This is a genomic window from Bradyrhizobium sp. SZCCHNR1098 (assembly GCF_032489375.1).
Classification (GTDB): Bacteria; Pseudomonadota; Alphaproteobacteria; order Rhizobiales; family Xanthobacteraceae; genus Bradyrhizobium.
Genome location: NZ_JAUEXY010000021.1, coordinates 25,576 through 48,591 on the forward strand (window position 1 = coordinate 25,576; position 23,016 = coordinate 48,591).

A 23,016-nucleotide genomic window follows, 5' to 3' on the forward strand; every position below is an offset into this window, starting at 1 on the left:
CTCGTGCTCTTCGGCGCTGCAAACAGCGTCTCCGCGGCCCTTTTGGACCAGCCGGTGCCGCGGTGCTAATGCCAGATTGGAATAATTCAATAACGAATTGGCATCATGGACCTGAGCTGGATCGAGGATTTCCTCGCTATTGCGGAGGACGGCGGCTTCTCCCGCGCAGCGCTGCGCCGGCACGTGACGCAGCCGGCCTTGAGCCGGCGGATCAAGTCGCTGGAAGCGTGGCTTGGAGCGCCTCTGTTCGAGCGCAGCACCCATGTCGTGAAGCTGACGCCGGCAGGGGAGAGTTTTCGTCCGGTGGCGGAGGACGTCATTCGCAGGCTGTCGAACGGCCGCGAGGAGGCCCTGGAAGCGGCTCGCCTCAAGGCCGAGACCGTTCAATTCGTCGCCACCCACGCACTGTCGCAGACGTTCTTTCCGGACTGGATCCGCCGGGTCGATCGTGCGCGATCCGGTTCCGCTGTTCAACTCGTGGCGTCGAACTTCGCCGGGTGTGAGAAGCTCCTGCTTGAGGCCCATGCGCATTTCATGCTGGCGCATTACCACCCATCGCTCGCCAGCCGCCTGGACAACGATCGCTTTCAGCGCATCGATCTCGCCGACGATGTCCTGGTCCCGATCAGCGCGACCGGTTACAAGGCCGTCACGCGCAGCGGTCGCCGGCGGCAATCGATGCCGCGGTTTGCGCTGCCTGGCTCTGCGGACAAGCCGCTGCCCTATCTCGCCTATCATCCAGGTTCCGGCGTGGGCCGCATCGTGACCGCCTTCCTCGCGACGAAGCAGCCGAGCGCCATGCTGCTCCCCAGCTTCTCAGCACCGGTGATGCTGCTCATCAACATGGCCCGGGAAGGCCGCGGGATCACCTGGGCTCCACGCAGCCTGGTCGAGCTCGATCTCCAGAGCGGCCGATTGGTGAGAGCCGGCCCGAAGGACTGGGACATCAAGATCAACATATGCCTCATCCGCGCGCGGGCGCGGATGATCCACGCCGCTGAGAGCCTTTGGAGCACGGCAAGGAAGCTGGCAGCCACTTAGCCAATTGGCGAGAATTGGTTGCACCGCCAGCGTTGAGGTCAGCCCAGGCAGGGCTTCGGCCTCGCGCTCCATTTCCGCATTTCCTGCGCCTCTTCGACCCGCTACGGCTCGATTCATGTCTCTGGGCAGGCATAACGAGATGTCTGCCGGCAATCGCCTCTGCCTCGACCTCACTTGTCCCAAGATCGCATAGCTTGATCACAAATATCGGGTCTACAGTCCCCCCGGCGGCAATGTGACCGCGAACGGCGTCGGCATCGCCACCGGCGCCTACACCTCGCTGGGGCTGACGCCGGAATTGTCCGGCCGCTGCATGCCGATCCTGTCGAACTCGCTGGTGACGCGCCCGCTCACTGCGGCCGAGCTCGCGGCGAACGGCTTCAAGACCCGGCAGGTGATCTCCGACACGCGCACCTTGCGCTTCGACTACCGGCTGCTGCCGGACGACCGCGTCCAGATCGACAGCCGGAGCGCCACCACCGGCGCCGACGCTACGCATGACCGGCACCTCCAGCTCCTGATCGACGGCCTGCATCGCAAGTTTCCCGCGCTCACAGGCATCGAGATCGATTATTCGTGGTGGGGCTGGGTCGATGTCAGCCACGACATGATGCCGCGCATCGTGCGTCCCGATGCCCAGGCGAAGCTGGTCTATGCGCTCGGCTATGGCGGCAACGGCGTCTCCTATTCGGCGCAGGCCGGCCGCCGGATGGCGCAGATGCTCGCGGGCCAAGCCTTCAAGGGGCAGGATCTGCCGATCTTCACCTCGGCGCTGCCGACGCATCCCTTCGCGTCGTTCCGCCGCATCGGCCAGCGCCTGCTCTATCGCTGGTATCACTTGCGCGACGAGGCGAGTTGAGGCGCCTCTCGCCGCAGGTCGGTCCGACGAGCGTGCGCCTGCAGCAGCAGGGGTTCATGCCGTCGCTTCCCTGATCTCCACACGGATCGGAGTCGGATCGAAACCGTTGCATGGATTGTTCACCTGCGGACAGTTCGAGATCACGAACAGCACGTCCATCTCCGCGGTCACGTCGACGTAGTTGCCCGGCGCGGACGGGCCGTCGAGCACGGTGAAATTGCCGGAGGGCTCGATCGGCACGTTCATGAAGAAGTTCAGGTTGGAGACGATGTCGCGCTTGGTCAGGCCGTGCCGCGACAGCTCCAGGATGAAGTTTTCGCGGCAGGCATGCAGGTAGCGCGTCGCCTCACCGAAGCGCACGGCATTGCTCTCGCAGGAGCAGCAGCCCGCAGAGGTGTCGTGGCGGCCGCAGGTGTCGGCGGTGATCCGCGCCATCACCCGTCCGCGGTTGGAGATCAGCCGCGTGCCGAGCTCGAGATAGGCCGAGCCCTGGACGCGCAAGGTGTCCTGCGCGCTGTAGCGCTCGGCGGTGTCCTCCGCGACATAGATCAGCGCGTCCACCGCCTGCTCGCCTTCGCTGTCGATGATGCGCAGCGTCTGGCCCCTCTTCAGCACCCGTGACCAGGGTTGCTCGGCAGGAATGTCGAAGGCATAGACGATGCGGCCCAGATCAATCGATGACATGACCACGCTCCTCAGGCGAACAGCCGATCGGTGAATGCGTAGGCACGCAACGCTTCCGGCGACGCCGTGCGGCAGACGTCGTCGGCCGCGGGCGGCGGCAGCCGGTGCCGGATCAGCGTGATCGGCGCGGTCGCTGCGGGTCGCGCCGGGTCGAGCGGATGGGCGCAGTTGGAGACGGCGACGATCAGGTTCATCTCGGCGCGCAGATCGACGAAATCGCCGGAGAGTTTGCGCTCCGCGTGCCAGACGAACCGCCCGGCCGCATCTGTCGTGACGGGCGCAAAGAACGTCACGCAGGGCGGGATGTCGCGCAAGCCCAGTCCGATCTTGGCGGCGGCCGAGATGAAGTTCGCCTGCGTGTTGCGCGTCACCTCGCCATAGGCCGCCAACGTCGAGTCAGGGGTCGAGCCGCCGACCAGAAGGTCATGCGCGCCGGACGTATCCTCGATCACCGAGAGCAGCACCCGTCCCATGTCCGACAGGATCATCCGGCTCTTCGACAGCGCCGCGCTCCATTGCACCTTCACGGTGTCGGCGCAGTTGATCCGCTCGCACGGATCCTCGCTGCGCCACGCCAGCAGCGAGACGCTGGAGCGGCCAAGATCATCGCTGATGCGCAGCGCCTCGCCGCGCGACAGCCGCATCGTCGCGTGCCAGCCGGGCGGCACCTGCTCGGTTTGGATGATCGCGTTCGCTGCGACCGGCGCACCGTCGCGCGCGGTCGGCGGCGGCAGCTGCTTCAGCTCCTGCCCCGCCGCGCGCAGCTCCTCGTAGCGGCGGCGGTTGGCGGCGGCCCGCTCCGCCTTGGTCTCTCCGCTCATGCTGATGTCACCGTGAAATGCGCCTCGACCGGCCGTCCGGCCTTGCCGTTGATCGGCAGGATATCCTGCGGACAGGCGGAGAACGCGATCACCAGATCCATCTCCGCGCGCAAGCGCACTTGGCCGCCGGCAACGGGGCGCGGCGGCGCGGCAAAGCCGAGCGTGCCGTCGGCCTCCCAGGGAATGTTCATGAACAGATTGAGCGGGCTCGGCACCTCCGGCGGCGTCAGGCCGAGCTCGGCCATGCCGGCGAACAGATTGTCGGTGCAATTGTCGTGGTGGCCCTCGTGCCCGAGAAACGCGTAGCGATAGCGGTCGCAGGCGGCGATCAGAGTGTCGTGAATGCCGCCCGAAGTATCCTCGATCAAGGTCAGGATCGGCCGGCGCTTGTTGGTCCGCAGCACGTCTCCCGGCCGCGGCACCAGATGCAGCGAATGCGCCCGCGTGTGCTCGTTCGACATGAACTCCGACAAGTCGGCGCGATTGAACGCCCAGGTGTCGACCACCTGCTCGCCATGGGTATTGATCACGGTGACCACCTGGCCGGCCGTGACGAGCGCCGCCTTGCCGCGCCGCGCCGGAATCTCGATCGGATCCATCGCTCTCTCCTTCAGGGCTTGTAGGCGACCATGTCGATCTCGACGATGCCGCCGCGCGCCAGATCGCAGACGCCGATCGTGGTCCGGCCAGGCCGGTACGCATCGTCGAAATGATTGGAGAAGATCGTATTCATCGCGGCGTAGTCGCGCTTGAAATCGGTCAGGTAGATGCGGGCGAACACGACGTTCGCGAAGCTCATGCCGCAGCCCTTCAGCACACGCGCGAGGTTATCCATGACCTTGCGGGTCTGCGCGTCGATACCGTCCGGGAGCGGCAGCGCGTCGTCATCGGGATCGGTCGCGAGCTGGCCGGTGACGAACAGGAACGGACCGGCCTGCACCGCATGGCTATAGGGAGTGACCGGCTTCGGCGCATCCGGGAGCAGATGATAGATCGGATCCATGGCGTGTCTCCTCGCGTTGTTTCTGGCTCATCCGGCGGCGTAGCGCTGGATGAACTGGCGCGCGCGTTCGGTTTCCGGGTTGACGAAGAAGCGCTCCGGAGGCCCGGTCTCGACGACGCGGCCGCGATCGAGAAACAGGATGCGGGTGGCGGCGTCGCGCGCAAAGCCCATCTCATGGGTCACGATCACCATCGTGCGGCCCTCGCGTGCAAGCTCGCGCATCACCACCAGCACCTCGCCGACCAGCTCCGGATCGAGCGCGCTGGTCGGCTCGTCGAACAAGAGGACGTCCGGCTTCATCGCCAGCGCACGCGCAATGCCGACGCGCTGCTTCTGCCCACCGGACAGCCGCGCCGGGAACACATCGCATTTGTCGGAGAGCCCGACCTTGGCGAGGAGCGCCATCGCCTCCTCGCGCACCTCGGCCACGGGACGCTTCTGCACTTGCACCGGCGCCTCCATGAGATTCTGAATGACCGTCAGATGTGGCCACAGCGCGAAATGCTGGAACACCATGCCGATCCGCGTGCGGACCCGCGACAGCTCACGGTCGGACATAACGACGCCACCATTGTTGATGCCGATGCGGTCGCCGTTGAGATAGATCTGACCGGCATCCGGCCGCTCCAGCCAGTTGATGCAGCGAAGGAGGGTCGACTTGCCGGAGCCGGACGGGCCGAGCACGCAGACCGTCTCGCCGCGCGTCACCGTGAAGCTGATATCGGAGAGCACCTCGAGCTCGCCGAACCGCTTGGAAATGCCGGCGACGTCGAGCACGGCCATGTCGTCGGTCATCCCGGGCTCCCTCTCAGCGCCGCGCCGCGGCCAGCCGGTCGATGCCGCTGACACCCGCCTCGATCACGAGGCAGAGCCCCCAATAGAGGATCACGGCGGTGATGAAGGCGGCGAACGGCACGTAGTGGCGCGACTGGATCGAGCTCGCGGCATGCGTCAGCTCGGGCAGTGCGATGATAGTTAGAAAAGCGCTGTCCTTGACGATCTGGATCATCTGATTGCCGATGACAGGACCTGCGGCGAGCAGCAGCGGCGGCAGGATGATGCGGCGGAACAATCGCGCCCCGGAGAAGCCGAAGGCGACGCCGGCTTCGATCGGCTCGCGCGGCTGCGTCGCCCAGGCGCCGCGCAGGATCTCGGCGAGATAGGCGGCGTGATAGACGGTCAGCGCCACCAGCCCCGAGCTCCAATTGTCGAGCCTAATGCCAAACGAGGGCAAACCGTAGTAGACGATGTAGGCGAACAGCAGGAACGGCACGCAGCGCATGCCGTCGACGAACACGCGCACGGTGAGCGCCAGCCAGCGCCGCTTCGACATCAGGGCCGGCGTCAGCACGAAGGCGATCACGAGCCCGGCGATGGCCGACAGCACCGAGAGGATCGTGGTGTTGCCGAGCCCGCTCAGCAGCAGACCCCGCTCGCTCCAGACGATGGCGAAATCCCGGATCATGCGGCCTCGACTGCGAGCTGGCGCCGCTCGATGAATCGCTGCAGCGAGACCAGCGCGAACACGATCGGCGCATACATCGCGATGGCGACCAGGAACGGCGGCAGCGGCTCATAGGTCTCGGCGCCGATGCGCACCGCGGCGCGGGTGATGTCGACGACGCCAACGACCGCCAGCACCGGCGTGACCTTGATCAGCAGCGACATCTCGTTGACGAGGCCGGGCAGACTGACGCGTACGATCTGCGGCAGGACGATGCGGCGGAAGCGCAGGCTCGCATGCATGCCGACCGACTGCGCGGCCTCGTACTGCTCCTTCGGGAAGTTCATCAGCGCGGCGCGCCAGACCTCGCAATTGAACGCCGAGGTGTTCATCACCAGCGCCAGGATCGCCGCCGACACCGGCCCGATTGCGATCCCGACATTGGGCAGCGCGAAGAACAGCAGCAGCAGCAACGTCACCAGCGGCGTCGCGCGCAGCACCGAGACATAGACAGCGACCACGCGGGCGACGATTGGAACGTTGGCCCAGCGCAGCAGCGCCAGGCCAAGGCCGATCGGCAGGCCGATCAGGATGCCGACGAAGGACAGCGTCACCGTGACCACGGCGCCCTGCAGGATGGCCAGCACGTCGGCCGCGCTCATCGCCGGCCATCCGTGGCGATGCCGGACGGCCGGCGCCCTGCATCGGCCAACCTCGTCCGATGCAGGGGCACTTGGCCGTCGAGCGGACCGGCGCGCAGCGATCGCCACCCGCACATCAGCTGCACCTCTTCCGCGGCGTCAGAATTCCGGCTCGAACGTGACCGGCAGATCCGGAAAGGCCTCGCCGAACCACTTCTTCTGCAACTCGGCGAACCGGCCGGTTTCCTTCTCCTTGGCGATGAAGCCGTTCAGGAATTCGACCAGCTCGGTGTTGCCCTTGGCGACCGCCCAGGCCGGATAGGATTTGCCGGAGACGGGCTGACCGACCGCGAACACGTTCGGCTTCTCGGCGACCAGCGCCTTGATGTTGATGATGGTGTTGACGACGTAGTCGACACGGCCGAGCGCGAGATCCTGATAGGCTTCGGGATAGGAGGTGTATTCGACCACCTTGCCAAGCTTGCCGCCTTCCTTCTCAAGCATCGCCTGGAGCTCGGGCAACCGCCCCAGCAGCGCGCTGCCGGCCTGCACGCCGACGGTCTTGCCGCTGAGATCCTTGATGGCGGAAATGCTCTTGTCGTCCTTGCGCTTGACGTAATAGTGCGTCGCGTCGGCGATCGGGCTGGTGAAGTCGAGCGATTTCTTGCGCTCCTTGGTGATGATCGCCGCGGTGATGGCGACATCGTACTTGCCGGTGGAAACGCCGGCCAGGATGCCCGTCCAGGGCAGGATCTGCTGCTTGATCTCGAACGGCGCATATTTGCGCAGGTCCTCGATCAGTTCGTTGTCGAAACCGGTCGGCTTGCCGTCCTTGACGAACTCGAAGGGACGGAAGTCGTCCTCGGTCGCGACGATGAGACCGCGCTTCTTGATCTCGTCGAGGCTGCCGGCCTTGGCGCCGAACGCGGCCGGCAAGGTCAGCGCGGCGGCCAGCAGCGCAAGCGCTGCTCGCCGCGACGGTACCGACAGGCGGGGAAACGAAGGCTTGGTCATCTCGGATCTCCTTACATGAACTGATCAGTCGAAGCTGAAGCCGTGCGCGCGCAGATAAGGTGGGAAGGCAGCCCCTTCGGCCTTGGCGGCCTGACGCGCCTTGTCCTCCGACCAGCCGTAGAAATCGGCCTCGCCGAACTCGGCATTGCCGCGCTGCTGCTCCTTCGGAATCGCGTGCCGCGCATGGCGCCGCCGGTCGTAATCGTCGAGCGCCGCAGGCAGTGCATCGTCGCCGTAGCAGTCCACATGGGTGGTGATGCTGCGCGGCAGCCGCAGGCTGACATGGCCTTCTGCCGCGGGATAGCCGAGACACAGCCCAGCGACGGGAAACACCATGTCGGGCAGTTCCAGCACCTTGGCGACCGTGTCGATCTCGTTGCGGATGACGCTGATCGGACAGGTGCCGAGGCCAGCGGACTCCGCACACAGGATCATCGTCTGCAGCACCAGCGCCGCATCGACCGAGGCGTTGAAGAAGCCTTCCAGGGTGCCGTTCCTGACCGGCTTGCCGCGCAGCTCGCCGATCCGCTGCAGCCGCCGCGCATCGCCGAGGAAAACGAAGAACACCGGCGACGCAGCGATCCAGGGCATGCTCGGAAACAGCCGGCCGATCGCCGCCCGCTTGTCGGCATCGCGCACACGCATGACCGAGGCCTGCTGGAAATCCGACTTGGCCGAGGCGCTCAGGGCGCAGGCGACGAGCAGGTCGAGCAGCCCCTCCTCCGGCATCCGGTCGCTATAGCGGCGCACCGTCTTGCGCGACAGCACGCCGCGCTGGAACGCATTGGCCTCGACGCCGCCGCCATCGGGTCCGCCGTCTCCGAAGCGTGTGGCGAGGGTATCGGCATGCTCGAACATCACAGCGCCCCTATCGCATCACGCGCGACGCGCCAGGTCGAACGGACGCCATTGGCCTGAGCCATGATCGGCGGATCCCGCAGCGGCAGACGTCGCATTGCTCACCCCACGCGCTGCGACATCGGTGTCGCCGCCCCGGATCGATTTCGCCGCGGCTTCCGCGCAGCTATTGTTCGAGATGTGAGCAAGGGACATGCCAGACGTCGCGGGGCCTAGCGCAGCGCGACCGCTGCTACAACGATCTTCACCGAAAATGAGCAGCCAAATGCGCCGGTTGCGGACAAAACGCCGCAGCACCTGAATGCGGAGCATGCTTCGTATTTACGGCGACGGCGCCCCGACCGGATGCTGCACTCCGGCGACGCGCTGCTTTTCGGGCAGCACCATGCCCATTATCTAATCGGAGCTCATCGCGGTCGGGCGCGCTCAGTCTGGCGATCGTGTCGCATCGAGCCGTTCGCCCTGCGCCTTGACGATCGCCTGCATCATGGCAATGAAGCGTTTCTGATCGGCCTTGGTGAGATCCGCGACCGTCGCGAGATGCGCCGCCCGTGCCGGCCGCTCGATCTTGCGCAGCAAGGCCGCGCCGGAACGGGTCAGGCGGCAGGTCCGCGACCGCCGGTCGTGCGGTCCGACGCTGCGATCGACGAAGCCGCGCGCCTGCAGCCGCTTCAATGCGCCGGTCGTCGTGGTCCGGTCGAGCGCGATGTCCTGGGCCAGCGCCGTCTGATCCGCCGTCCCCCGTTTTGCCAGCGCCGTCAACAGGCTGTACTGCAACGGCGTGATCTCGTAAGCGGCACATTTCTCCTGGAACAGCGCGACGTGGATCTGATGCAGCCGCCTGATCAGATAGCCCGGACGCTCCTCGAGCGGCCACGACGGATCTGCTTTCGGCTTAGTCTTTCCGGCCATCGAACGGCTCCCGCATAAGCGCTGATCACGCTGCATCAATTTGAAGCTGTCTATGGCACGGATCTTGATGTAATGCGAAGTATGCTTCGTAAATTGGTCGGCGTATCGTCCGCGCCGGCTCGTCGAGGAAGGCTTTGACCGGGACAAACACACCGCCCGGAAAGGAGACCTTGCATGTCCGTGAGCGCCTCGTTCGACCTGCTCCTGCGCGGCGGTCGCGTCATTGACCCCGCCTCCGGCATCGATGGACTGAAGGATGTCGCCATCCGCAATGGCCGCATCGCCGCTATCCAGTCCGATATCCTGCCGACCAGCGCCAGGGATGTCGTCGACGTCACCGGCCAGCTCGTGCTTCCCGGACTGATCGACACCCACGCCCATGTCTATCAGTACGTCACCGGCCGCTTCGGCATGAATGCGGACATGGTCGGCGTACAGTCGGGCGTCACCAGCCTGATCGACCAGGGCGGTCCGTCCTGCATGACTCTGCCCGGCTTCCGGCACTTCGTCGCCGAGCAGGCGCAGTCGCGTGTCTATGCGTTCCTGTCGGCCTATCTGGTCGGCGGCCTCGAGGGCCACTACTACCCCGATCTCTACCGGCCCGACTGTGTCGACATCGACGCGACGGTGAAATCCGCGGTCGCCAACCGCGACCTCGTCCGCGGCATCAAGGCGCATGCCGAGATCGGCGGCTTCGCGCGCTGGGGCATCCGCGTGATCGAGATGGCCGCGGAGATCGGCCGCCGCGCCGAACTCCCGGTCTATGTCCATTTCGGCCAGCTGTGGGGCCTGCCGGCGAGCGGCACCAACGGCGAGGATGTCGACACCATCCTGGAGCGCGTGATCCCGCTGCTGCGTCCGGGCGACGTGCTGGCGCACCCGTTCACGCGGCATCCCGGCGGCTTCGTCAACACCAGGGGCGATGTACATCCGGTGATCCAGGCCGCGCTCGACCGCGGGCTCAAGGTCGACGTCGGCCATGGCAGCCATTTCTCCTACCGGCTAGCGCGCAAGGCGATCGACGCCGGCATCGTGCCGCATACGCTCGGCGCCGACATCCACGGCTACAACACGCATGTGCCGGCGCCCGCCGGCACGCCGGACGAACCTGCCGACGACGAGAACCACCCCTTCGCCGGCCAAGCCAAGTTCAGCCTCGTGCAGGCGATGAGCTCGCTGGTCGCGCTCGGGCTGACGCTGGAGCAGGTCGTGCCGATGGTGACGTCGAACCCAGCTAGCATGCTCGGCCTGTCCGATCAGATCGGCGCACTGCGTCCGGGCATGGACGCCGACGTCAGCGTGCTCCAGGAGAAGCAAGGGCGCTTCGTGCTGCGCGACAACGAGAAGACCGAGGTGATTGCCGATCGGCTGCTGCAGCCGGTGTTCTGCCTGCGCGCCGGCGTCAGGCACGACGCAACGGCGCCGATCCTGCCTGCAGCGGTCGCGGCCTGACGTGGCCGGCGCGGCGCCGACCGTCTCGGATGAGCGCGCGCCGCGTGGCGTCGGCGCGCGGCTGCAGCGCAAGGAGGACGATCGCTTCCTGCGCGGCCGCGGCCAGTATGTCGCCGACATCAGGCTGCCGGGGATGAAGGACGTCGCCTTCGTGCGCAGCCCGATGGCGCACGCCAGCATCAAGACGATCCATATTCCCACGGTGTACCGCGACGTCGTCTTCACGGCCGACGACCTCGCCGGCATCAAGCCGATCCGCGCCGTCTCAGGCCTGCCCGGGTTCAAGATTTCCGAGCAGCCGGTGCTGGCGACAGGCAAGGTGCGCCATGTCGGCGAACTCGTGGCGATGTGCGTCGCGCGCAGCCGCGCCGAGGCCGAGGACATCGCCGCTTCCGTCGAGCTCGACCTGGAGCCGCTGCCGGCGGTGCACGACATGCGGCTGGCGCGCGCGGCCGGCGGCGCGCTCGTGCACGAGCATTGGGGCGACAACGTCTTCCTGGAAACGAATTTCGAGGTCGACATCACTGCGGCGCATGACGCGCCGATCAAGGTGACGCGCGAGATCTCGACGGCGCGCCAGTGCATGGCGCCGCTGGAGGGCCGCGGCGTCGTCGCGACCTTCGATCACCGGCTCGATCAGCTCACGCTGCACACGGGCTCACAGATGCCGCACATCGTGCGCAACGGCCTGTCCGACTGTCTCGGCATGGACCAGGGCCGCATCCGCATCATCGCACCCGACATCGGCGGCGGCTTCGGCCACAAGGGCATCCTGCTGCCCGAGGAAGTGTGCCTGAGCTGGCTCGCCATGGAAAAGGGCTGGACGGTGCGCTGGCTCGAGGACCGGCGCGAGCATTTGAGCGCAAGCGCGAATTGCCGCGAGCACGCCTATCACATCACGGTCTATGCCGATCGCGACGGCCGCCTGCGCGGTATCGATTGCGAGGCGATCGTCGATTCCGGCGCCTACTCGTCCTATCCGTTCTCGGCCTGCCTCGAAGCGGCGCAGATCGCGAGCATCCTGCCGGGGCCGTATCGGATGCCGGCCTATCGCTGCCGCACCTACTCGGTCGCAACCAACAAATGCCCGATCCTGCCCTATCGCGGCGTGGCGCGCACCGGCGTCTGCTTCGCGCTTGAGCTGTTGCTCGATGCTGTCGCGGCTGAAGCCGGGCTCGAGCCCGGCGAGGTGCGGCTGCGCAATCTGGTGCAACCGCAGGACATGCCGTTCGACAACATCACCAACAAGCATTTCGATAGCGGCGACTATCCCGGCGCGTTGCAGCGGGCGCTGGCGTCGATCGACGTCCCCGCGATCCGCGCCCGGCAACAGCGCGGCGAGGCGGACGGCCGGCTGATCGGGACCGGCGTCTCGATCTATTGCGAGCAGGCCGCGCATGGCACCTCGGTCTATGCCGGCTGGGGCATCCCGATGGTACCCGGCCACGAGCAGGCGACGGCGCGCCTGACGCCCGACGGCGGGCTGGAGCTGCGCGTCGGCGTTCATTCGCACGGCCAGGGACTCGAGACTACGCTGGCTCAGGTCGCGTCCGAAGTGCTCGGCGTCGATCCCGGCAAGATCCGCGTCGTGCTCGGCGACACCGCGATGACGCCCTATTCCACCGGCACCTGGGGCTCGCGCTCGATGGTGATGGCCGGCGGAGCCGTAGGCACCGCCTGCGCGCAGCTCGTCGCGCGCGCCACGCGCATCGGCGCCAAGCTGCTGCAGCTCGCGCCGGAGGCGATCGTGTGGCGCGAGGGACGCGCCTGCGGACCGAACGGCAGCGTCAGCCTCGCCGAGATCGCCCACACCTGGTACCGCCGGCCGCAGGATCTCCCCAACGACGTCGACCCGGCCGGCCTCGAGGTCACCAGCGGCTACAAGCCGGTGCGCGACAGCGGCACCTTCTCCTACGCGGCCCATGCCGTCACGGTCGCGGTCGATCCGGATCTCGGCGAGGTCGAGCTGCTCGACTACGTCATCGTCGAGGATGGCGGTGTCCTCGTCAATCCGATGATCGTCGACGGCCAGATTCTCGGTGGCCTGGCGCAGGGCATCGGCACCGCGTTGTACGAGGAGATGCCGTTCGACGACGCCGCGCAGCCGCTGGCGACGACGCTGGCCGATTACCTGCTGCCGGGTCCGACCGAAGTCCCCGAACCGCGCCTGTTTCACATGGAGACGCCGTCGCCCTACACGATGTTCGGCGTCAAGGGCATCGGCGAAGGCGGTGCGATCGCGCCACCGGCGGCGATCGCCAATGCCGTCAACGACGCTCTCCGTCCGCTTGGTGCGGAGCTGATGCAGTCACCGCTGTCGCCACGCCGCATCGTCGCGGCAGTGCTGGCGGCGAAACAGGCGCAAGCGAGCTCGACGTGAAGGCTGCATCCTTCGCCTATGAGCGTCCCAACAGCGTCGGCGCCGCGCTCGCCCTGCTCGCGGACGCCAATGGCGGCGCAAGGATCATGGCCGGTGGCCAGTCGCTCGGGCCGATGCTCAATCTGCGCCTGGTGCAGCCGCCGCTGATCGTCGACATCGCGGGGCTCGCCGAGCTTCGTACGGCCGAGCGTGACGGCGATGAACTTGTCATCGGCGCCTGCGTCACCCATGCCGACATCGAGGACGGCCGGCTTCCTGACGTGACTCATGGCGTGCTGCGGCGGATCGCGCGCGGCATTGCCTACCGCGCCGTACGCAACCGCGGCACGATCGGAGGCTCGCTCAGTCACGCCGATCCGGCCGCCGACTGGGTGACGACGCTCGCAGCCCTCGGCGCCGGCGTACGGCTGGCGAGCTCCGCCGGCCGACGCGACCTCGCCGTGACGGAGTTCATCCAGGGCGCGCTGCAGACCGCGCTGCGTCCCGGCGAGTTCGTCGCCGCGATCCGCCTTCCCTCCCTGTCGCCCACGACGCGCTTCGGCTACGCCAAGGCCTGCCGCAAGCCCGGCGAATTCGCGCATGCGATGGCCGCCGTCCTGATCGAGCCGGACAAGGCCTGCAGCCGGGTTGTGATCGGCGCCATCGACAGGACGCCGATCGTCGTCGACGATTCATCGCTGTTTGGCGGAGCGAACACCAGGCTCGGGCAGCAGTTCGATCGCGACCTCGCCGACCGCCTGCTGATGCAGGCCGGCGTGACCGATCCGGCCGCCCGGCACATCCACCTGAGCGTGCTCGCGCGGGCGATCGCGGAGGCCGCGGCGTGATGAAGCTCCAGCTCACCGTCAACGGCAGCGCGACCGAGGCCACGGTCGAACCGCGGACCCATCTTGCCGACGTCCTGCGTGATCGGCTCGACCTGACCGGGACGCATCTCGGCTGCGAGCATGGCGTCTGCGGCGCCTGCACACTGCTGCTCGACGGCGCTCCGGCCCGCTCCTGCATCACGCTCGCGGTGGCCTGCGATGGTGCTGCGGTCACGACCATCGAAGGCCTGGATGAGGATGAGATCGCAGCCGAGCTGCGCACGGCCTTTGCGCGCGAGCATGCGCTGCAATGCGGCTACTGCACACCCGGCATGATCATGTCGGCGCGCGACCTCGTGCTGCGCCTCGATCACGCGGACGAGCAGGCCATCCGTGTCGGGTTGAGCGGCAATCTCTGCCGTTGCACAGGCTATGTCGGGATCGTCCGCGCTGTCCGCGCGGTGATCGAGGCGCGGCGGCAACGTGGCATCGCGGCCGTGATCGGCGCCGGACGCACGACGCTCGGACCCGTGGGATCGCAGTCGGGCGCGGTCGCGACCGCTGCGTCGTCAGCGCGGCCAGCAATAGCGGAGACGGCGGTTGACCGGGGCGCTGCCATCAGCACACGCGATATTCCCGAGGCCGTACCCGCCAAGAGCTTCGACGCATCCTTCACTGTGAACGCCGCGCCTGCGCAGGTTTTCGCGCTGTTCGGAAACCTCACGACCCTGGCCGCATGCTTTCCCGGCGCGATGATCACGGCCATGCCGGCCCCCGATCGCATCGAAGGCGAGATCAGGGTCGCGCTTGGCCCGCTTGCGGCCGTGTTCCGCGGCGCCGCGCGGATCGAGCGCGACGACGCAAGTCTGTCCGGCCGGCTGATCGGCACCGGACGTGACCAGCGGAGCCGCAGCTCGACCTCCGGGCAGATCAGCTGGCGCATGCTTCCGATCGACGAAGGACGGGCCACCCGCGTCGAGCTCGCCATACGCTACAGCCTCTCCGGTCCACTAGCGCAGATCGCGCGCGACGGGTTGGTGCGCGATCTGGCGGCGCGCCTCACGACGACGTTCGCGCAAAACTGCGAGCGGCATCTCAACGGCACGTTGAATCCGGCGGAGACTGCCGAGCCGCAGCGCCTCAACGCACTTGCCCTCCTGATGGACATCGCACGGACACGTCTTACGGCCTTCGCGCAGCGCATGCGCGGGCAATGAAGCCGCCTCTCACCGGCGGACTGGTTCTCGTCCACGGTCAGCTTTGAATGAGCGCCGAACACCAGCGCGGAACATCGTCCCGGCACCTGTCTCCACGTTTCAAACAGCAGGCGTGACGACGCGATCTCGCGGCCGCCTGAGCCCGAGTTGTTGTCTTCATTCAACCGCCTCTCAACGAAGAGGCGCAGGGAAGACCGGGTATCGACTGATACCCGCGGTCCGCGTGCAGCAAAAAGCACGCGGCAGAACCACAGGTTCAGCCCAATATCCGGCCTTCCCTGCGCGACGGTTTGACGGGTTATAGGCGCTCTCCCCGGGGATCGGCTGTCTTGCCCCCGTCGCCAGCGGATCATCATCACCGCCGGCTTGGCATCAGCACCGCGATGCCAGGACCACACCACTTCGCCGTCGCCTCGCTCCGTTCGTCGGCACGGGCTGTGACACCCGGCTGCGGAGCAACGCGCCCATCGCCTCCCCAGCTCGACGCTCGTGACGATCGCGAAACGTCCCTCTTCAGCGAGCCGGTATGCCCGGAAATGTGGAGGTGATTTGCCCGACGAGGCAAGGGGGTAGTTTGCGACAAACTGGCACGACGGGCAGTTGGCGCATTCACGGCATGCGCGGATTGCCCGTCGGGCGGATGGTCAGTTGGACGACTACGGGATGTCCGTGAGTCGCCTCGCCTCTCTCCCATCGTCAGGGCCGGGCTTATTCCCCCTGCCGGCCGAAGCCGCCTAGGCGCGGCGAAGGCCCGCGCCAAACAAGGGAGCTAGGGGAGCCTCGATCGCAGGCTACGTTCGCGAATTTCATGCACAGTCACCGTAACACCGACCGTAAGCCCGGCGCGTTTTGCGCAAATCTGCCCGACTTAATCCACCAGCGCGAAACAAAGGCAGAACGACCTATTGCATCAGACGATATCGTTTGATAAGAAATGATAAAAGGGAGCTTTGGCCATGACCGACGAATGGATGACGATTGAGGACGCGTCGCGTTACCTGCAGCTCGGCAAGACCGCCCTATACGATCTGGCGCGAGAAGGAACGCTGCCGTCGAACAAGGTCGGCAGCAAATGGCTGTTCAGCAAGAGCGATCTGGACGCCTGGGTCCGCTCCAACATCCCACTGGAACAGTATTTCCTAAAGACGTCCGCCCATATCGAAGAAAACCTTCAGCTGCGTGAGCCTCAAATTGAGGCCTACCAAGCCCTGTACGAATACTTCAAGGCGGGCGGGAAAACGGCGATCATCCAGATACCCGTCGGCTGCGGGAAATCGGGCATCGCGGCTATCGCGCCGTTCGGCATCGCGAAAGGGCGTGTGCTGGTTGTCGCGCCGAACCTGACCATCAAAGAAGGCCTGTTCGAAGCCCTGGACGTCACCAACCGGCAGAAGTGCTTCTGGCGGAAACGGAACATCCTCACTGACGAAGCCATGATCGGTGGCCCGTTTGCCACGACCTTGGACACGGGGAATCTCTCAGTCTGCGAAAAATCCCACTTCATCGTATCCAATGTCCAGCAGCTTGCCACCAACACTGAGAAGTGGCTCCACAAGTTCCCCAAGGACTTCATCGACCTCATCATCGTTGATGAGGCTCACCACTCGCCAGCCGAAAGCTGGAAGAAGATCCTTGAGCACTTCGACCGGGCGCGCGTGATAAACATGACCGCAACGCCCTTCCGCGGCGACGGTCAAGAAATCGACGGAGACCTCGTCTATCGCTACCCGTTCAAGAAAGCCACGTTCAAAGGCTATATCAAGCGCATTACTGCAAGCTACGCCGCCCCGACCGAACTGGAGTTCACCGCCAAGGGGGAGACCAAAGTCTTCACGTTGGATGACGTGCTGGCGATGAAGGATAAGGACTGGTTCAGCCGAGGAATTGCGCTTTCCGACCCTTGCAACCAGACCATTGTCGAGAATAGCCTCGAAAAGCTTGAGATGCTGAGGGAGACAGGCACGGCGCACCAACTGATCGCTGTCGCCTGCAGCGTCAACCATGCCCGCAGAATCACTGCAATGTATGAAGCGCGCGGCTTTAAGGCGGACTTGATCTACAGTGAGATGGACGAAGAAAAGAAGGGCGAGGTCAAACGGAGGTTGACGAGCGGGGAACTTGACTGCATCGTCCAAGTGCAGATGCTTGGTGAAGGTTTTGACCATCCCAAGCTGAGTGTTGCGGCAATCTTTCGCCCGTTCCGTACTTTGGCGCCATATATTCAATTCGTCGGACGAATTCTGCGGGTGATCGTGCAAAACAGCCCGGGCCACCCCGACAACTACGGCCACGTCGTAACTCACGCTGGTATGAACCTTGATGAGCGACTGCGTGAATTCAAGCTGTTCGAAAGCGATGATCAAAAGTTCTGGGAAGATGTCATCGGAGGTAAGGAGCCTGAGCCGCCTGCGGAAGTGAGGTCGGGTGAGGCTCGAATGAAATTGTCCGAACCGGTCGTGGTCAACTACGAGATCGTCGACTCATTGATCGAAGAGCAGTTCACCTCCGCCGAACAGGAGGACATCATCGGGGAACTGCGCGAAAACCTGGAGCGGTTGGGGCTGGATCCAGATCAGGCCGAAGCGATTGTGCTGGCGCGTTCGACCGCGCAGACAACCTCGAGGGCCGCACAGCCATATCAGAAGCTACCCATTCGGGAATGGGAGATGCGCCGGAAGGGCCTCAATGACGAGGTCAACCGCGCCGCGAACCTGCTTGTAAACAGGCTGGGTGTTAACCGCGCCGGCCGTGAGATCATCAATAGCGGCATTCCGGCAACAAACAATTTCGTTGCCTGCGTCACGCTCATCAACAAAGAGCTGAAGAAAAACAATCCTAAAGAACGCAAGGACTGGTCAACTGAGGAGTTCGAAGGTTCGATTAAGAGCCTTGAGGAAATTCTGAACCTGCTGACTAAAAGATATAAGGGGATTTTAGGTGCCAAAGCCAAAGGGTAAAACACCTTCGCTTCTCTCAATGTCGACAGGATCGCCAGTCTTGCACACCTGTGGCAAGGCCACGAATTGCGACCGCTGCAAAGAGCGAATTGCGACAGCGGCGACGTGTTTTCAGATTCCCAAGCAGAAGAGCGGCTTTACCGCCCACCCGATCTTCTGCGTCGCTTGCACAAAGGAGATCGTGGAAAAGACGAAAAGTGACCTATTGGCGATCGAGGTCGTCCTGCAGGCTCAGCCGTGACTGGCCACGGAAATTCGGTGACGCTGCACTTCAAATTGGAATCCGCCCCGTGCACCGTCACCATAGTCCCCGTCATGTCCAAGCGCGCTATCATCCTGCTCCAGGCCGGCGACGACACCGCCAGCTCCGCGCGACACTTGGCACCGACGGCCGCCGCGTTATGATCGGCGAGGACGGCAACAATACGCTGGCCCCGGAAAAGCCGATCTCGGCCGAGGGCCTGTTCAGACGCGTCGATGCAATGCCGATGCGGCAGGACGAGATGCGACGGATGGGGTCGGTTAGCCAAGACTGATTGTGCAGTCCAGGGCGGCGCCGGATGATAGGTTCGGCATAAGGCATACAGCGGTTGAATGCTCTCCATAGTTTTGTCGGCGATCTCACTACCATAGACGCTTGCAAATCAACTCGCTCAATCCCAGATTTACGCAATTTGGGAGGGAGACGATGTCAATGCACAATCTAATAGTAACCGATGTTACTCGATACGGCACACTCTTTTGCGTTGCGGGATGGGATTTGCAGGAAGGCAGAATGGTGCGTCCAGAACCGCCGACGATGAATCCGGCCGTCGAAGCGTCTCGATTTTGGGGCGATCAGAACGCCGGTCCTGGAAAATTCTTTGACATTGGCAATGTTGTTCGCTTTGAAACCGCGCCGGCTCCAGCCAATTCGCCATATCCTCACGCTACAGAAGATCGGATATTCGTGGATGGGAAAGAGACTGCCGTTCTGAAAAAAATCACACCTGCAGAAATTGCAAGTAGCGTAGCGCCCGGAATGTCTCCATCGATTGATCGTGCATTCAGCGGAGCCCTTCAACGAGCGTATTCGGGGAAGGCTTACGTTCGGGCTGGCGAACGAACTGTTTCACTCGACGCCGTACAGATTCAGCCAAACGCAATTTCATTTTACGAGGACAGTTCCAACGGCAAGCGCAAGCTGCGAGCTGAGATTGTTCAGGACGGAATAGAGTACGATTTATCGGTCCCAGCCGATGCAGCTGCCGCTCAGTTCCTTGCAGGGGGAGTAGAAGCGCTAGCGGCAGCCGCCCAAGCTAGCACAATTATCCATGTCCGGCTGGGGCTGAGTCGGCCATTCGCCCAAATGCCAGATTCCTGCTATGCACAGGTAAACGGCCTCCTTTTCTTGTGATATAAATGATTAGGCGGGAGAGGGCCGATAAAATGAACGCTATATTGGGCCCCTGAATACCTGATAAGTCAGCGCTAATGTCCAGGCAAGGAGGCCAGTATTGTCAGAACAGTCTCTCGAAATCCTGACGATAGGGCATTCGACGCTATCTTACGAGAGCTTTGTCGCCCTGTTGCGCCAAGCGTCAATCACAGCGGTCGCCGATGTGAGGACGGTGCCGTATTCAAGGCATTTCGCCCACTTCAACAAAGATACACTGTGCGGAGAACTGCGTATGGACGGGATTGCGTACGTATTTCTTGGAGGACAACTGGGCGGTCGTCCGACCGATAAGCGGTTCTTTTGCGATGGAATAGCCGACTATGAAAAGATGGCGGCAACCGCAGAGTTCGCTCAAGGGCTTGCTCGCATTGTCGAAGGCTCCAGGAAGTACCGAATCGCTATGATGTGCTCGGAGCACGACCCTCTCGATTGTCATCGCTGCCTGCTAGTCGGGCGGGCGCTGCACGAAAAAGGTATGAACGTTAGACATATCCTTGGCAGCGGCCTGATTGCTGACCACGAAAAAATCGAAGCACAGTTGATTGAAATGTCGCAATTGGGTGGAGCGGACTTGTTCGACGTACCAGAAAAACGACTTGCGGCAGCCTACCGCAATCGCGCGAGGAAAGTGGCATTTACTGAGCACCAACGACACGATGAGCGAAAAGCCATGCGGAGCCGTTCAGTTGGAACCGGTTGATATTGCAACTATAGGATTCACGAAGACCACTGCCTCAGACTTCTTCGAGAGATTGAAGAAGGCGGGCGTGACCCGAGTGATCGATGTACGACTACACAATACGTCTCAGCTCGCGGGCTTTGCGAAGGCGGAAGACCTGGCGTATTTCTTGAAGACAATTTGCTCCGCGGACTACGTTCACCAGCCACTTCTTGCACCAACTGACGATATCCTTAAGGCATATAAGCGGGATAAAGGCGATTGGGCCATTTACGAAGCTTCATTCATGAAGCTTATGGAGAACAGACGAATCGAGCATAAACTTAAGCCCGAAATGTTCCGAAGAGCCTGCCTACTTTGCTCGGAAGACAAGCCACATCATTGTCACCGACGCCTAGTGTGCGATTACCTGAACGCGAAGTGGGACAGTGCACTTAAAGTGAAGCACCTTTAGCTCGGCTACGGATGTAGATATCTGCCAAATCTATAGCTCATGGCACGTTCCGACACCGTAGATCCGCTAGCTTCCCCTCACTCCCACTCGATTATCTTGCGTGGCACTAAAGCATTGATCTGTAATGCTTTTACCGACATGCCACATCGGGGTGCCGATGGCGAGACCGACGAATTCCTTTGGTCTTGATTCCACAGGAATATTTTGCGGGATCATGCCGAGCTTCTCTTCGTCAACTATCGGCTGCTTTTGCCGGCACAGCAACAAGTCGTTTGTTAGTTCCATACAGACCCGCGCATCTCAGCGCCTTGTTCTGCTCATGCCTTCCCAAGAGATTCTTCGATCTTCTCCAGCGCACAGCTCAGCCTTGGAGCAACATAATCCAGAAAGGCGCGGCGCAGGAGCAGTTGGACCGGCTGCGGCTGGTGCACGAGATTGACTGGCGTCGGACGATCGTCTTGACGGTACAGGATCTGCACCAGCCGGCCGTCGGCGATCGCCGGAGCGACCTGGTAGGACATCAGACACGCGACGCCGAGGCCGGCTGCTGCTGCCTCCACCACGGCGTCGGCCGTGTTGACCGAAAAGCGTGGCTTGATCGGCAACGTGCGCTCGTCGGCGCCAACGCCGAACGTCCAGCGCATATAGGTCTGCAGGCCTTCGAAGGCGATGCAGTCATGATCACGCAGAGCCTCGAGGTCTTCGGGCTCGCCGCGGCGGACGAGGTAGTCCGGGCTGGCGATGAGTATCCAGCGCACATGCCCGACCTGACGGCTGATCAGTTGGCTGTCGGGCATGCGGCCGATGCGGACCGCGACGTCGACATGCGCGTCGACGATGTCGATGACGTGGTCCGACAGGATCAGCCGCACGCTGACCGACGGATAGGCGGCGAGGAACGCATGGACGAGCGGCGCGACATGAAGCTTGCCGAACTTGTTCGGCGCCGTCACCAGCAACTCGCCGCGCGGTTCGCGATACTCGCCACTCGCCGCTCGCCGCTCACTCGGGTGCAGATTTCGCCTAGAGGCAATGCCAATGACCCCGACGTGCTGCGCGGCTTCGCTCGCGCCGTGCTGGCCGCTGCTCCTGCGGCCAGCGGCGCCGCGATCAACTACTATGAATCCAGCCGCATCGTCACCGGCGCCTTCGCCGAAACCGGAACCCTGGCACTGCTTGCGATCGCAGCTCTGCTCTATATCGCCTTGCGGCGGATCGGCGACGTGCTGCTCACGCTCATTCCGCTGCTCGTCGCCGGTCTGCTTGCACTCGAAATCGTGGTGATCTGGGGGCTTCCAACCAACTTTGCAAACATTGTAGCGCTGCCGCTTCTTCTCGGAGTCGGCGTTGCCTTCAAGATCTACTACATCATGGCCTGGCGGGCGGGAAATACGCACCTGCTCCAATCGGCGTTGGCCCAGGCCGTCGTGTTCAGCGCGCTGACAAATGCGGTTGCCTTCGGCAGCATGTGGGCCTCCGAATATCCGGGAATGTCGAGCATGGGTAAGCTGATGGCTCTCTCGCTCCTGTGTACCATGATGGCCGCGGTGTTGTTTTAGCCCGTGCTGATGGGCCAGCCGAGAGACGTGAAGCCATTCGCCCGTGAATGCCCGGAGGCGTCAGCTCCGGCCGAGTAAGGCGGTACGTGACCGCGAGCACCATCAGCATCGTGCTCGCGTTTCTCTCGTCGCCAGTCTGATCTACTTCGTCGGTCACATGTCCGGACGATTCAACGTCGACACCGTGATCAGCCTCGTCAGCGAGGATGTGCAGGCGATGATCGACTCGCTCACCCGCGACGGCACTCAACCTGCGCCACCCCCTCCGAGCTATTTGGCAACATGCCGGTCCCGATCAGCGATGCAAGATGCAGAGCCTTTCCGTGCCGCGGGGGATGGTCGGGTAATTGATCGGCTGAACATAGATGCCGTGCTACTTGAGGAGAAGATGGCTCCCTTTTTGCACTTCTCCGGATATTCGACCATCGAAGACGGCCGGAATGCCTCCGCCGGAGATAACGATCTTGCCGGCGTTGCTCGCCTGGATGCCGAACGGCGGCTTTCCCGGCTGGGCAAGATGCGCCCGTTCGGACTTCGGCTTGTCGAAAAGCCGCGCCGTGACGGCCTTGTTGATCGCAAGATCGATGCTTCCGCCCAGCGCGCCGTCCTGGCGCGTGAATGCCAGGAGATGGCCATCAGCATCAACGACGGCCATGTTGTAGAAAGTACCAAGGCTCTCGGCTCGGCCTCGGCAGCCGACAGCATTTGCTTCGCGTCTCGAATACGTCAGGCAGTCGTATGAGCACGGCATGACAGATCTCACATGCTGGAGCAGCTTCGATGGCTTACGCCCGGTC

The 23,016-nt window shown here is 63.8% G+C and carries 23 protein-coding genes and 1 pseudogene; 12 read left to right on the forward strand and 12 right to left on the reverse strand.

Annotation, left to right across the window (positions count from 1 at the left end):
• The first annotated feature begins 105 nt into the window (after positions 1-105).
• The gene (locus QX135_RS31290; RefSeq protein WP_316234464.1) at positions 106-1,041 is read left to right on the forward strand and encodes a LysR family transcriptional regulator; all 936 of its coding nucleotides are present in this window, start codon (positions 106-108) and stop codon (positions 1,039-1,041) included.
• Positions 1,042-1,264: 223 nt separating this feature from the next.
• A pseudogene (locus tag QX135_RS31295) lies at positions 1,265-1,900 on the forward strand (NAD(P)/FAD-dependent oxidoreductase); the annotation flags it as partial.
• Between the two features lie 54 nt (positions 1,901-1,954).
• On the opposite strand, the gene QX135_RS31300 reads toward QX135_RS31295, so the two are convergent.
• The 10 genes from QX135_RS31300 to QX135_RS31345 form a co-directional block, all read right to left on the reverse strand.
• Complete coding sequence (locus QX135_RS31300; protein WP_315786467.1) at positions 1,955-2,584, reverse strand: urea amidolyase associated protein UAAP2; 630 nt, start codon at positions 2,582-2,584, stop codon at positions 1,955-1,957.
• 11 nt (positions 2,585-2,595) lie between these two features.
• On the reverse strand, positions 2,596-3,405 hold the full coding sequence (locus QX135_RS31305) for an urea amidolyase associated protein UAAP1 (protein ID WP_316234465.1): 810 nt from the start codon (positions 3,403-3,405) through the stop codon (positions 2,596-2,598).
• Positions 3,402-4,004: an urea carboxylase-associated family protein gene (locus QX135_RS31310; RefSeq protein WP_316234466.1), complete on the reverse strand. Its 603-nt coding sequence runs from the start codon at positions 4,002-4,004 to the stop codon at positions 3,402-3,404. The genes QX135_RS31305 and QX135_RS31310 overlap by 4 nt, the downstream gene beginning before the upstream one ends.
• 11 nt (positions 4,005-4,015) lie before the next feature.
• Positions 4,016-4,408, reverse strand: a complete 393-nt coding sequence (locus QX135_RS31315; protein WP_315744929.1) for a RidA family protein — start codon at positions 4,406-4,408, stop codon at positions 4,016-4,018.
• Between the two features lie 27 nt (positions 4,409-4,435).
• The gene (locus tag QX135_RS31320) at positions 4,436-5,203 is read right to left on the reverse strand and encodes an amino acid ABC transporter ATP-binding protein (protein WP_316234467.1); all 768 of its coding nucleotides are present in this window, start codon (positions 5,201-5,203) and stop codon (positions 4,436-4,438) included.
• Between the two features lie 13 nt (positions 5,204-5,216).
• Positions 5,217-5,873, reverse strand: a complete 657-nt coding sequence (locus QX135_RS31325) for an amino acid ABC transporter permease (RefSeq protein WP_316234468.1) — start codon at positions 5,871-5,873, stop codon at positions 5,217-5,219.
• Positions 5,870-6,514: an amino acid ABC transporter permease gene (locus QX135_RS31330; RefSeq protein ID WP_316234469.1), complete on the reverse strand. Its 645-nt coding sequence runs from the start codon at positions 6,512-6,514 to the stop codon at positions 5,870-5,872. Before QX135_RS31330 ends, QX135_RS31325 begins: the two co-directional genes overlap by 4 nt.
• Positions 6,515-6,652: 138 nt before the next feature.
• Positions 6,653-7,507 (reverse strand): transporter substrate-binding domain-containing protein, encoded by an 855-nt coding sequence (locus tag QX135_RS31335; RefSeq protein ID WP_316234470.1) that lies wholly within the window; start codon positions 7,505-7,507, stop codon positions 6,653-6,655.
• Between the two features lie 24 nt (positions 7,508-7,531).
• Positions 7,532-8,365: a nitroreductase family protein gene (locus tag QX135_RS31340; protein ID WP_316234471.1), complete on the reverse strand. Its 834-nt coding sequence runs from the start codon at positions 8,363-8,365 to the stop codon at positions 7,532-7,534.
• A gap of 426 nt (positions 8,366-8,791) precedes the next feature.
• Positions 8,792-9,277 (reverse strand): MarR family winged helix-turn-helix transcriptional regulator, encoded by a 486-nt coding sequence (locus tag QX135_RS31345; RefSeq protein WP_315776820.1) that lies wholly within the window; start codon positions 9,275-9,277, stop codon positions 8,792-8,794.
• A gap of 174 nt (positions 9,278-9,451) precedes the next feature.
• Between QX135_RS31345 and QX135_RS31350 the strand changes: the two genes are divergently transcribed.
• The 9 genes from QX135_RS31350 to QX135_RS31390 all read left to right on the forward strand — a co-directional run bounded on the left by QX135_RS31350 (position 9,452) and on the right by QX135_RS31390 (position 20,660).
• A complete protein-coding gene (locus QX135_RS31350) occupies positions 9,452-10,729 on the forward strand; it encodes an amidohydrolase/deacetylase family metallohydrolase (RefSeq protein ID WP_316180453.1) in 1,278 nt (425 codons plus the stop codon).
• Between the two features lies 1 nt (position 10,730).
• On the forward strand, positions 10,731-13,109 hold the full coding sequence (locus QX135_RS31355; RefSeq protein WP_316180455.1) for a xanthine dehydrogenase family protein molybdopterin-binding subunit: 2,379 nt from the start codon (positions 10,731-10,733) through the stop codon (positions 13,107-13,109).
• On the forward strand, positions 13,106-13,936 hold the full coding sequence (locus QX135_RS31360; RefSeq protein ID WP_316180457.1) for an FAD binding domain-containing protein: 831 nt from the start codon (positions 13,106-13,108) through the stop codon (positions 13,934-13,936). Before QX135_RS31355 ends, QX135_RS31360 begins: the two co-directional genes overlap by 4 nt.
• Positions 13,933-15,132, forward strand: a complete 1,200-nt coding sequence (locus QX135_RS31365) for a 2Fe-2S iron-sulfur cluster-binding protein (RefSeq protein WP_409999180.1) — start codon at positions 13,933-13,935, stop codon at positions 15,130-15,132. The genes QX135_RS31360 and QX135_RS31365 overlap by 4 nt, the downstream gene beginning before the upstream one ends.
• 956 nt (positions 15,133-16,088) lie before the next feature.
• Positions 16,089-18,089, forward strand: a complete 2,001-nt coding sequence (locus tag QX135_RS31370; RefSeq protein WP_315739196.1) for a DEAD/DEAH box helicase — start codon at positions 16,089-16,091, stop codon at positions 18,087-18,089.
• Positions 18,090-18,490: 401 nt separating this feature from the next.
• Positions 18,491-18,625 carry a DUF4174 domain-containing protein gene (locus QX135_RS31375; protein WP_315739194.1) on the forward strand — a complete coding sequence of 45 codons (135 nt, stop codon included), beginning with the start codon at positions 18,491-18,493 and terminating at the stop codon, positions 18,623-18,625.
• A gap of 152 nt (positions 18,626-18,777) precedes the next feature.
• Positions 18,778-19,485, forward strand: coding sequence for a dual OB domain-containing protein (locus QX135_RS31380; RefSeq protein WP_315739193.1), 708 nt, complete (start codon positions 18,778-18,780; stop codon positions 19,483-19,485).
• A 100-nt stretch (positions 19,486-19,585) separates the two neighbouring features.
• Positions 19,586-20,227 (forward strand): DUF488 domain-containing protein, encoded by a 642-nt coding sequence (locus QX135_RS31385; RefSeq protein ID WP_315739192.1) that lies wholly within the window; start codon positions 19,586-19,588, stop codon positions 20,225-20,227.
• Positions 20,184-20,660, forward strand: coding sequence for a DUF488 domain-containing protein (locus tag QX135_RS31390; RefSeq protein ID WP_315739191.1), 477 nt, complete (start codon positions 20,184-20,186; stop codon positions 20,658-20,660). Before QX135_RS31385 ends, QX135_RS31390 begins: the two co-directional genes overlap by 44 nt.
• Positions 20,661-20,977: 317 nt before the next feature.
• Here QX135_RS31390 and QX135_RS31395 read toward each other — a convergent pair whose 3' ends face one another.
• The gene (locus QX135_RS31395) at positions 20,978-21,613 is read right to left on the reverse strand and encodes a LysR substrate-binding domain-containing protein (protein WP_315744949.1); all 636 of its coding nucleotides are present in this window, start codon (positions 21,611-21,613) and stop codon (positions 20,978-20,980) included.
• Here QX135_RS31395 and QX135_RS31400 point away from each other — a divergent pair.
• Entirely contained in the window at positions 21,581-22,219 is a 639-nt protein-coding gene (locus QX135_RS31400) for a hypothetical protein (RefSeq protein ID WP_409997828.1), read from the forward strand. The two genes, QX135_RS31395 and QX135_RS31400, sit on opposite strands and share 33 nt — an antisense overlap.
• Before the next feature lie 373 nt (positions 22,220-22,592).
• Here QX135_RS31400 and QX135_RS31405 read toward each other — a convergent pair whose 3' ends face one another.
• Positions 22,593-22,970, reverse strand: a complete 378-nt coding sequence (locus QX135_RS31405) for a GlcG/HbpS family heme-binding protein (RefSeq protein ID WP_409997830.1) — start codon at positions 22,968-22,970, stop codon at positions 22,593-22,595.
• Positions 22,971-23,016 lie beyond the last annotated feature (46 nt).

Excerpts from the sequence above, each read along its gene's own strand:
- QX135_RS31400 (WP_409997828.1), top strand. The coding sequence starts at position 21,581 with ATGAAGCTTGCCGAACTTGTTCGGCGCCGTCACCAGCAACTCGCCGCG.
- QX135_RS31320 (WP_316234467.1), bottom strand. The coding sequence starts at position 5,203 with ATGACCGACGACATGGCCGTGCTCGACGTCGCCGGCATTTCCAAGCGG.
- QX135_RS31330 (WP_316234469.1), bottom strand. The coding sequence starts at position 6,514 with ATGAGCGCGGCCGACGTGCTGGCCATCCTGCAGGGCGCCGTGGTCACG.
- QX135_RS31290 (WP_316234464.1), top strand. The coding sequence starts at position 106 with ATGGACCTGAGCTGGATCGAGGATTTCCTCGCTATTGCGGAGGACGGC.
- QX135_RS31300 (WP_315786467.1), bottom strand. The coding sequence starts at position 2,584 with ATGTCATCGATTGATCTGGGCCGCATCGTCTATGCCTTCGACATTCCT.
- QX135_RS31390 (WP_315739191.1), top strand. The coding sequence starts at position 20,184 with ATGAGCGAAAAGCCATGCGGAGCCGTTCAGTTGGAACCGGTTGATATT.
- QX135_RS31335 (WP_316234470.1), bottom strand. The coding sequence starts at position 7,507 with ATGACCAAGCCTTCGTTTCCCCGCCTGTCGGTACCGTCGCGGCGAGCA.
- QX135_RS31380 (WP_315739193.1), top strand. The coding sequence starts at position 18,778 with ATGTCAATGCACAATCTAATAGTAACCGATGTTACTCGATACGGCACA.
- QX135_RS31305 (WP_316234465.1), bottom strand. The coding sequence starts at position 3,405 with ATGAGCGGAGAGACCAAGGCGGAGCGGGCCGCCGCCAACCGCCGCCGC.
- QX135_RS31310 (WP_316234466.1), bottom strand. The coding sequence starts at position 4,004 with ATGGATCCGATCGAGATTCCGGCGCGGCGCGGCAAGGCGGCGCTCGTC.
- QX135_RS31350 (WP_316180453.1), top strand. The coding sequence starts at position 9,452 with ATGTCCGTGAGCGCCTCGTTCGACCTGCTCCTGCGCGGCGGTCGCGTC.
- QX135_RS31370 (WP_315739196.1), top strand. The coding sequence starts at position 16,089 with ATGACCGACGAATGGATGACGATTGAGGACGCGTCGCGTTACCTGCAG.
- QX135_RS31315 (WP_315744929.1), bottom strand. The coding sequence starts at position 4,408 with ATGGATCCGATCTATCATCTGCTCCCGGATGCGCCGAAGCCGGTCACT.
- QX135_RS31345 (WP_315776820.1), bottom strand. The coding sequence starts at position 9,277 with ATGGCCGGAAAGACTAAGCCGAAAGCAGATCCGTCGTGGCCGCTCGAG.
- QX135_RS31375 (WP_315739194.1), top strand. The coding sequence starts at position 18,491 with ATGATCGGCGAGGACGGCAACAATACGCTGGCCCCGGAAAAGCCGATC.
- QX135_RS31405 (WP_409997830.1), bottom strand. The coding sequence starts at position 22,970 with ATGCCGTGCTCATACGACTGCCTGACGTATTCGAGACGCGAAGCAAAT.
- QX135_RS31340 (WP_316234471.1), bottom strand. The coding sequence starts at position 8,365 with ATGTTCGAGCATGCCGATACCCTCGCCACACGCTTCGGAGACGGCGGA.
- QX135_RS31325 (WP_316234468.1), bottom strand. The coding sequence starts at position 5,873 with ATGATCCGGGATTTCGCCATCGTCTGGAGCGAGCGGGGTCTGCTGCTG.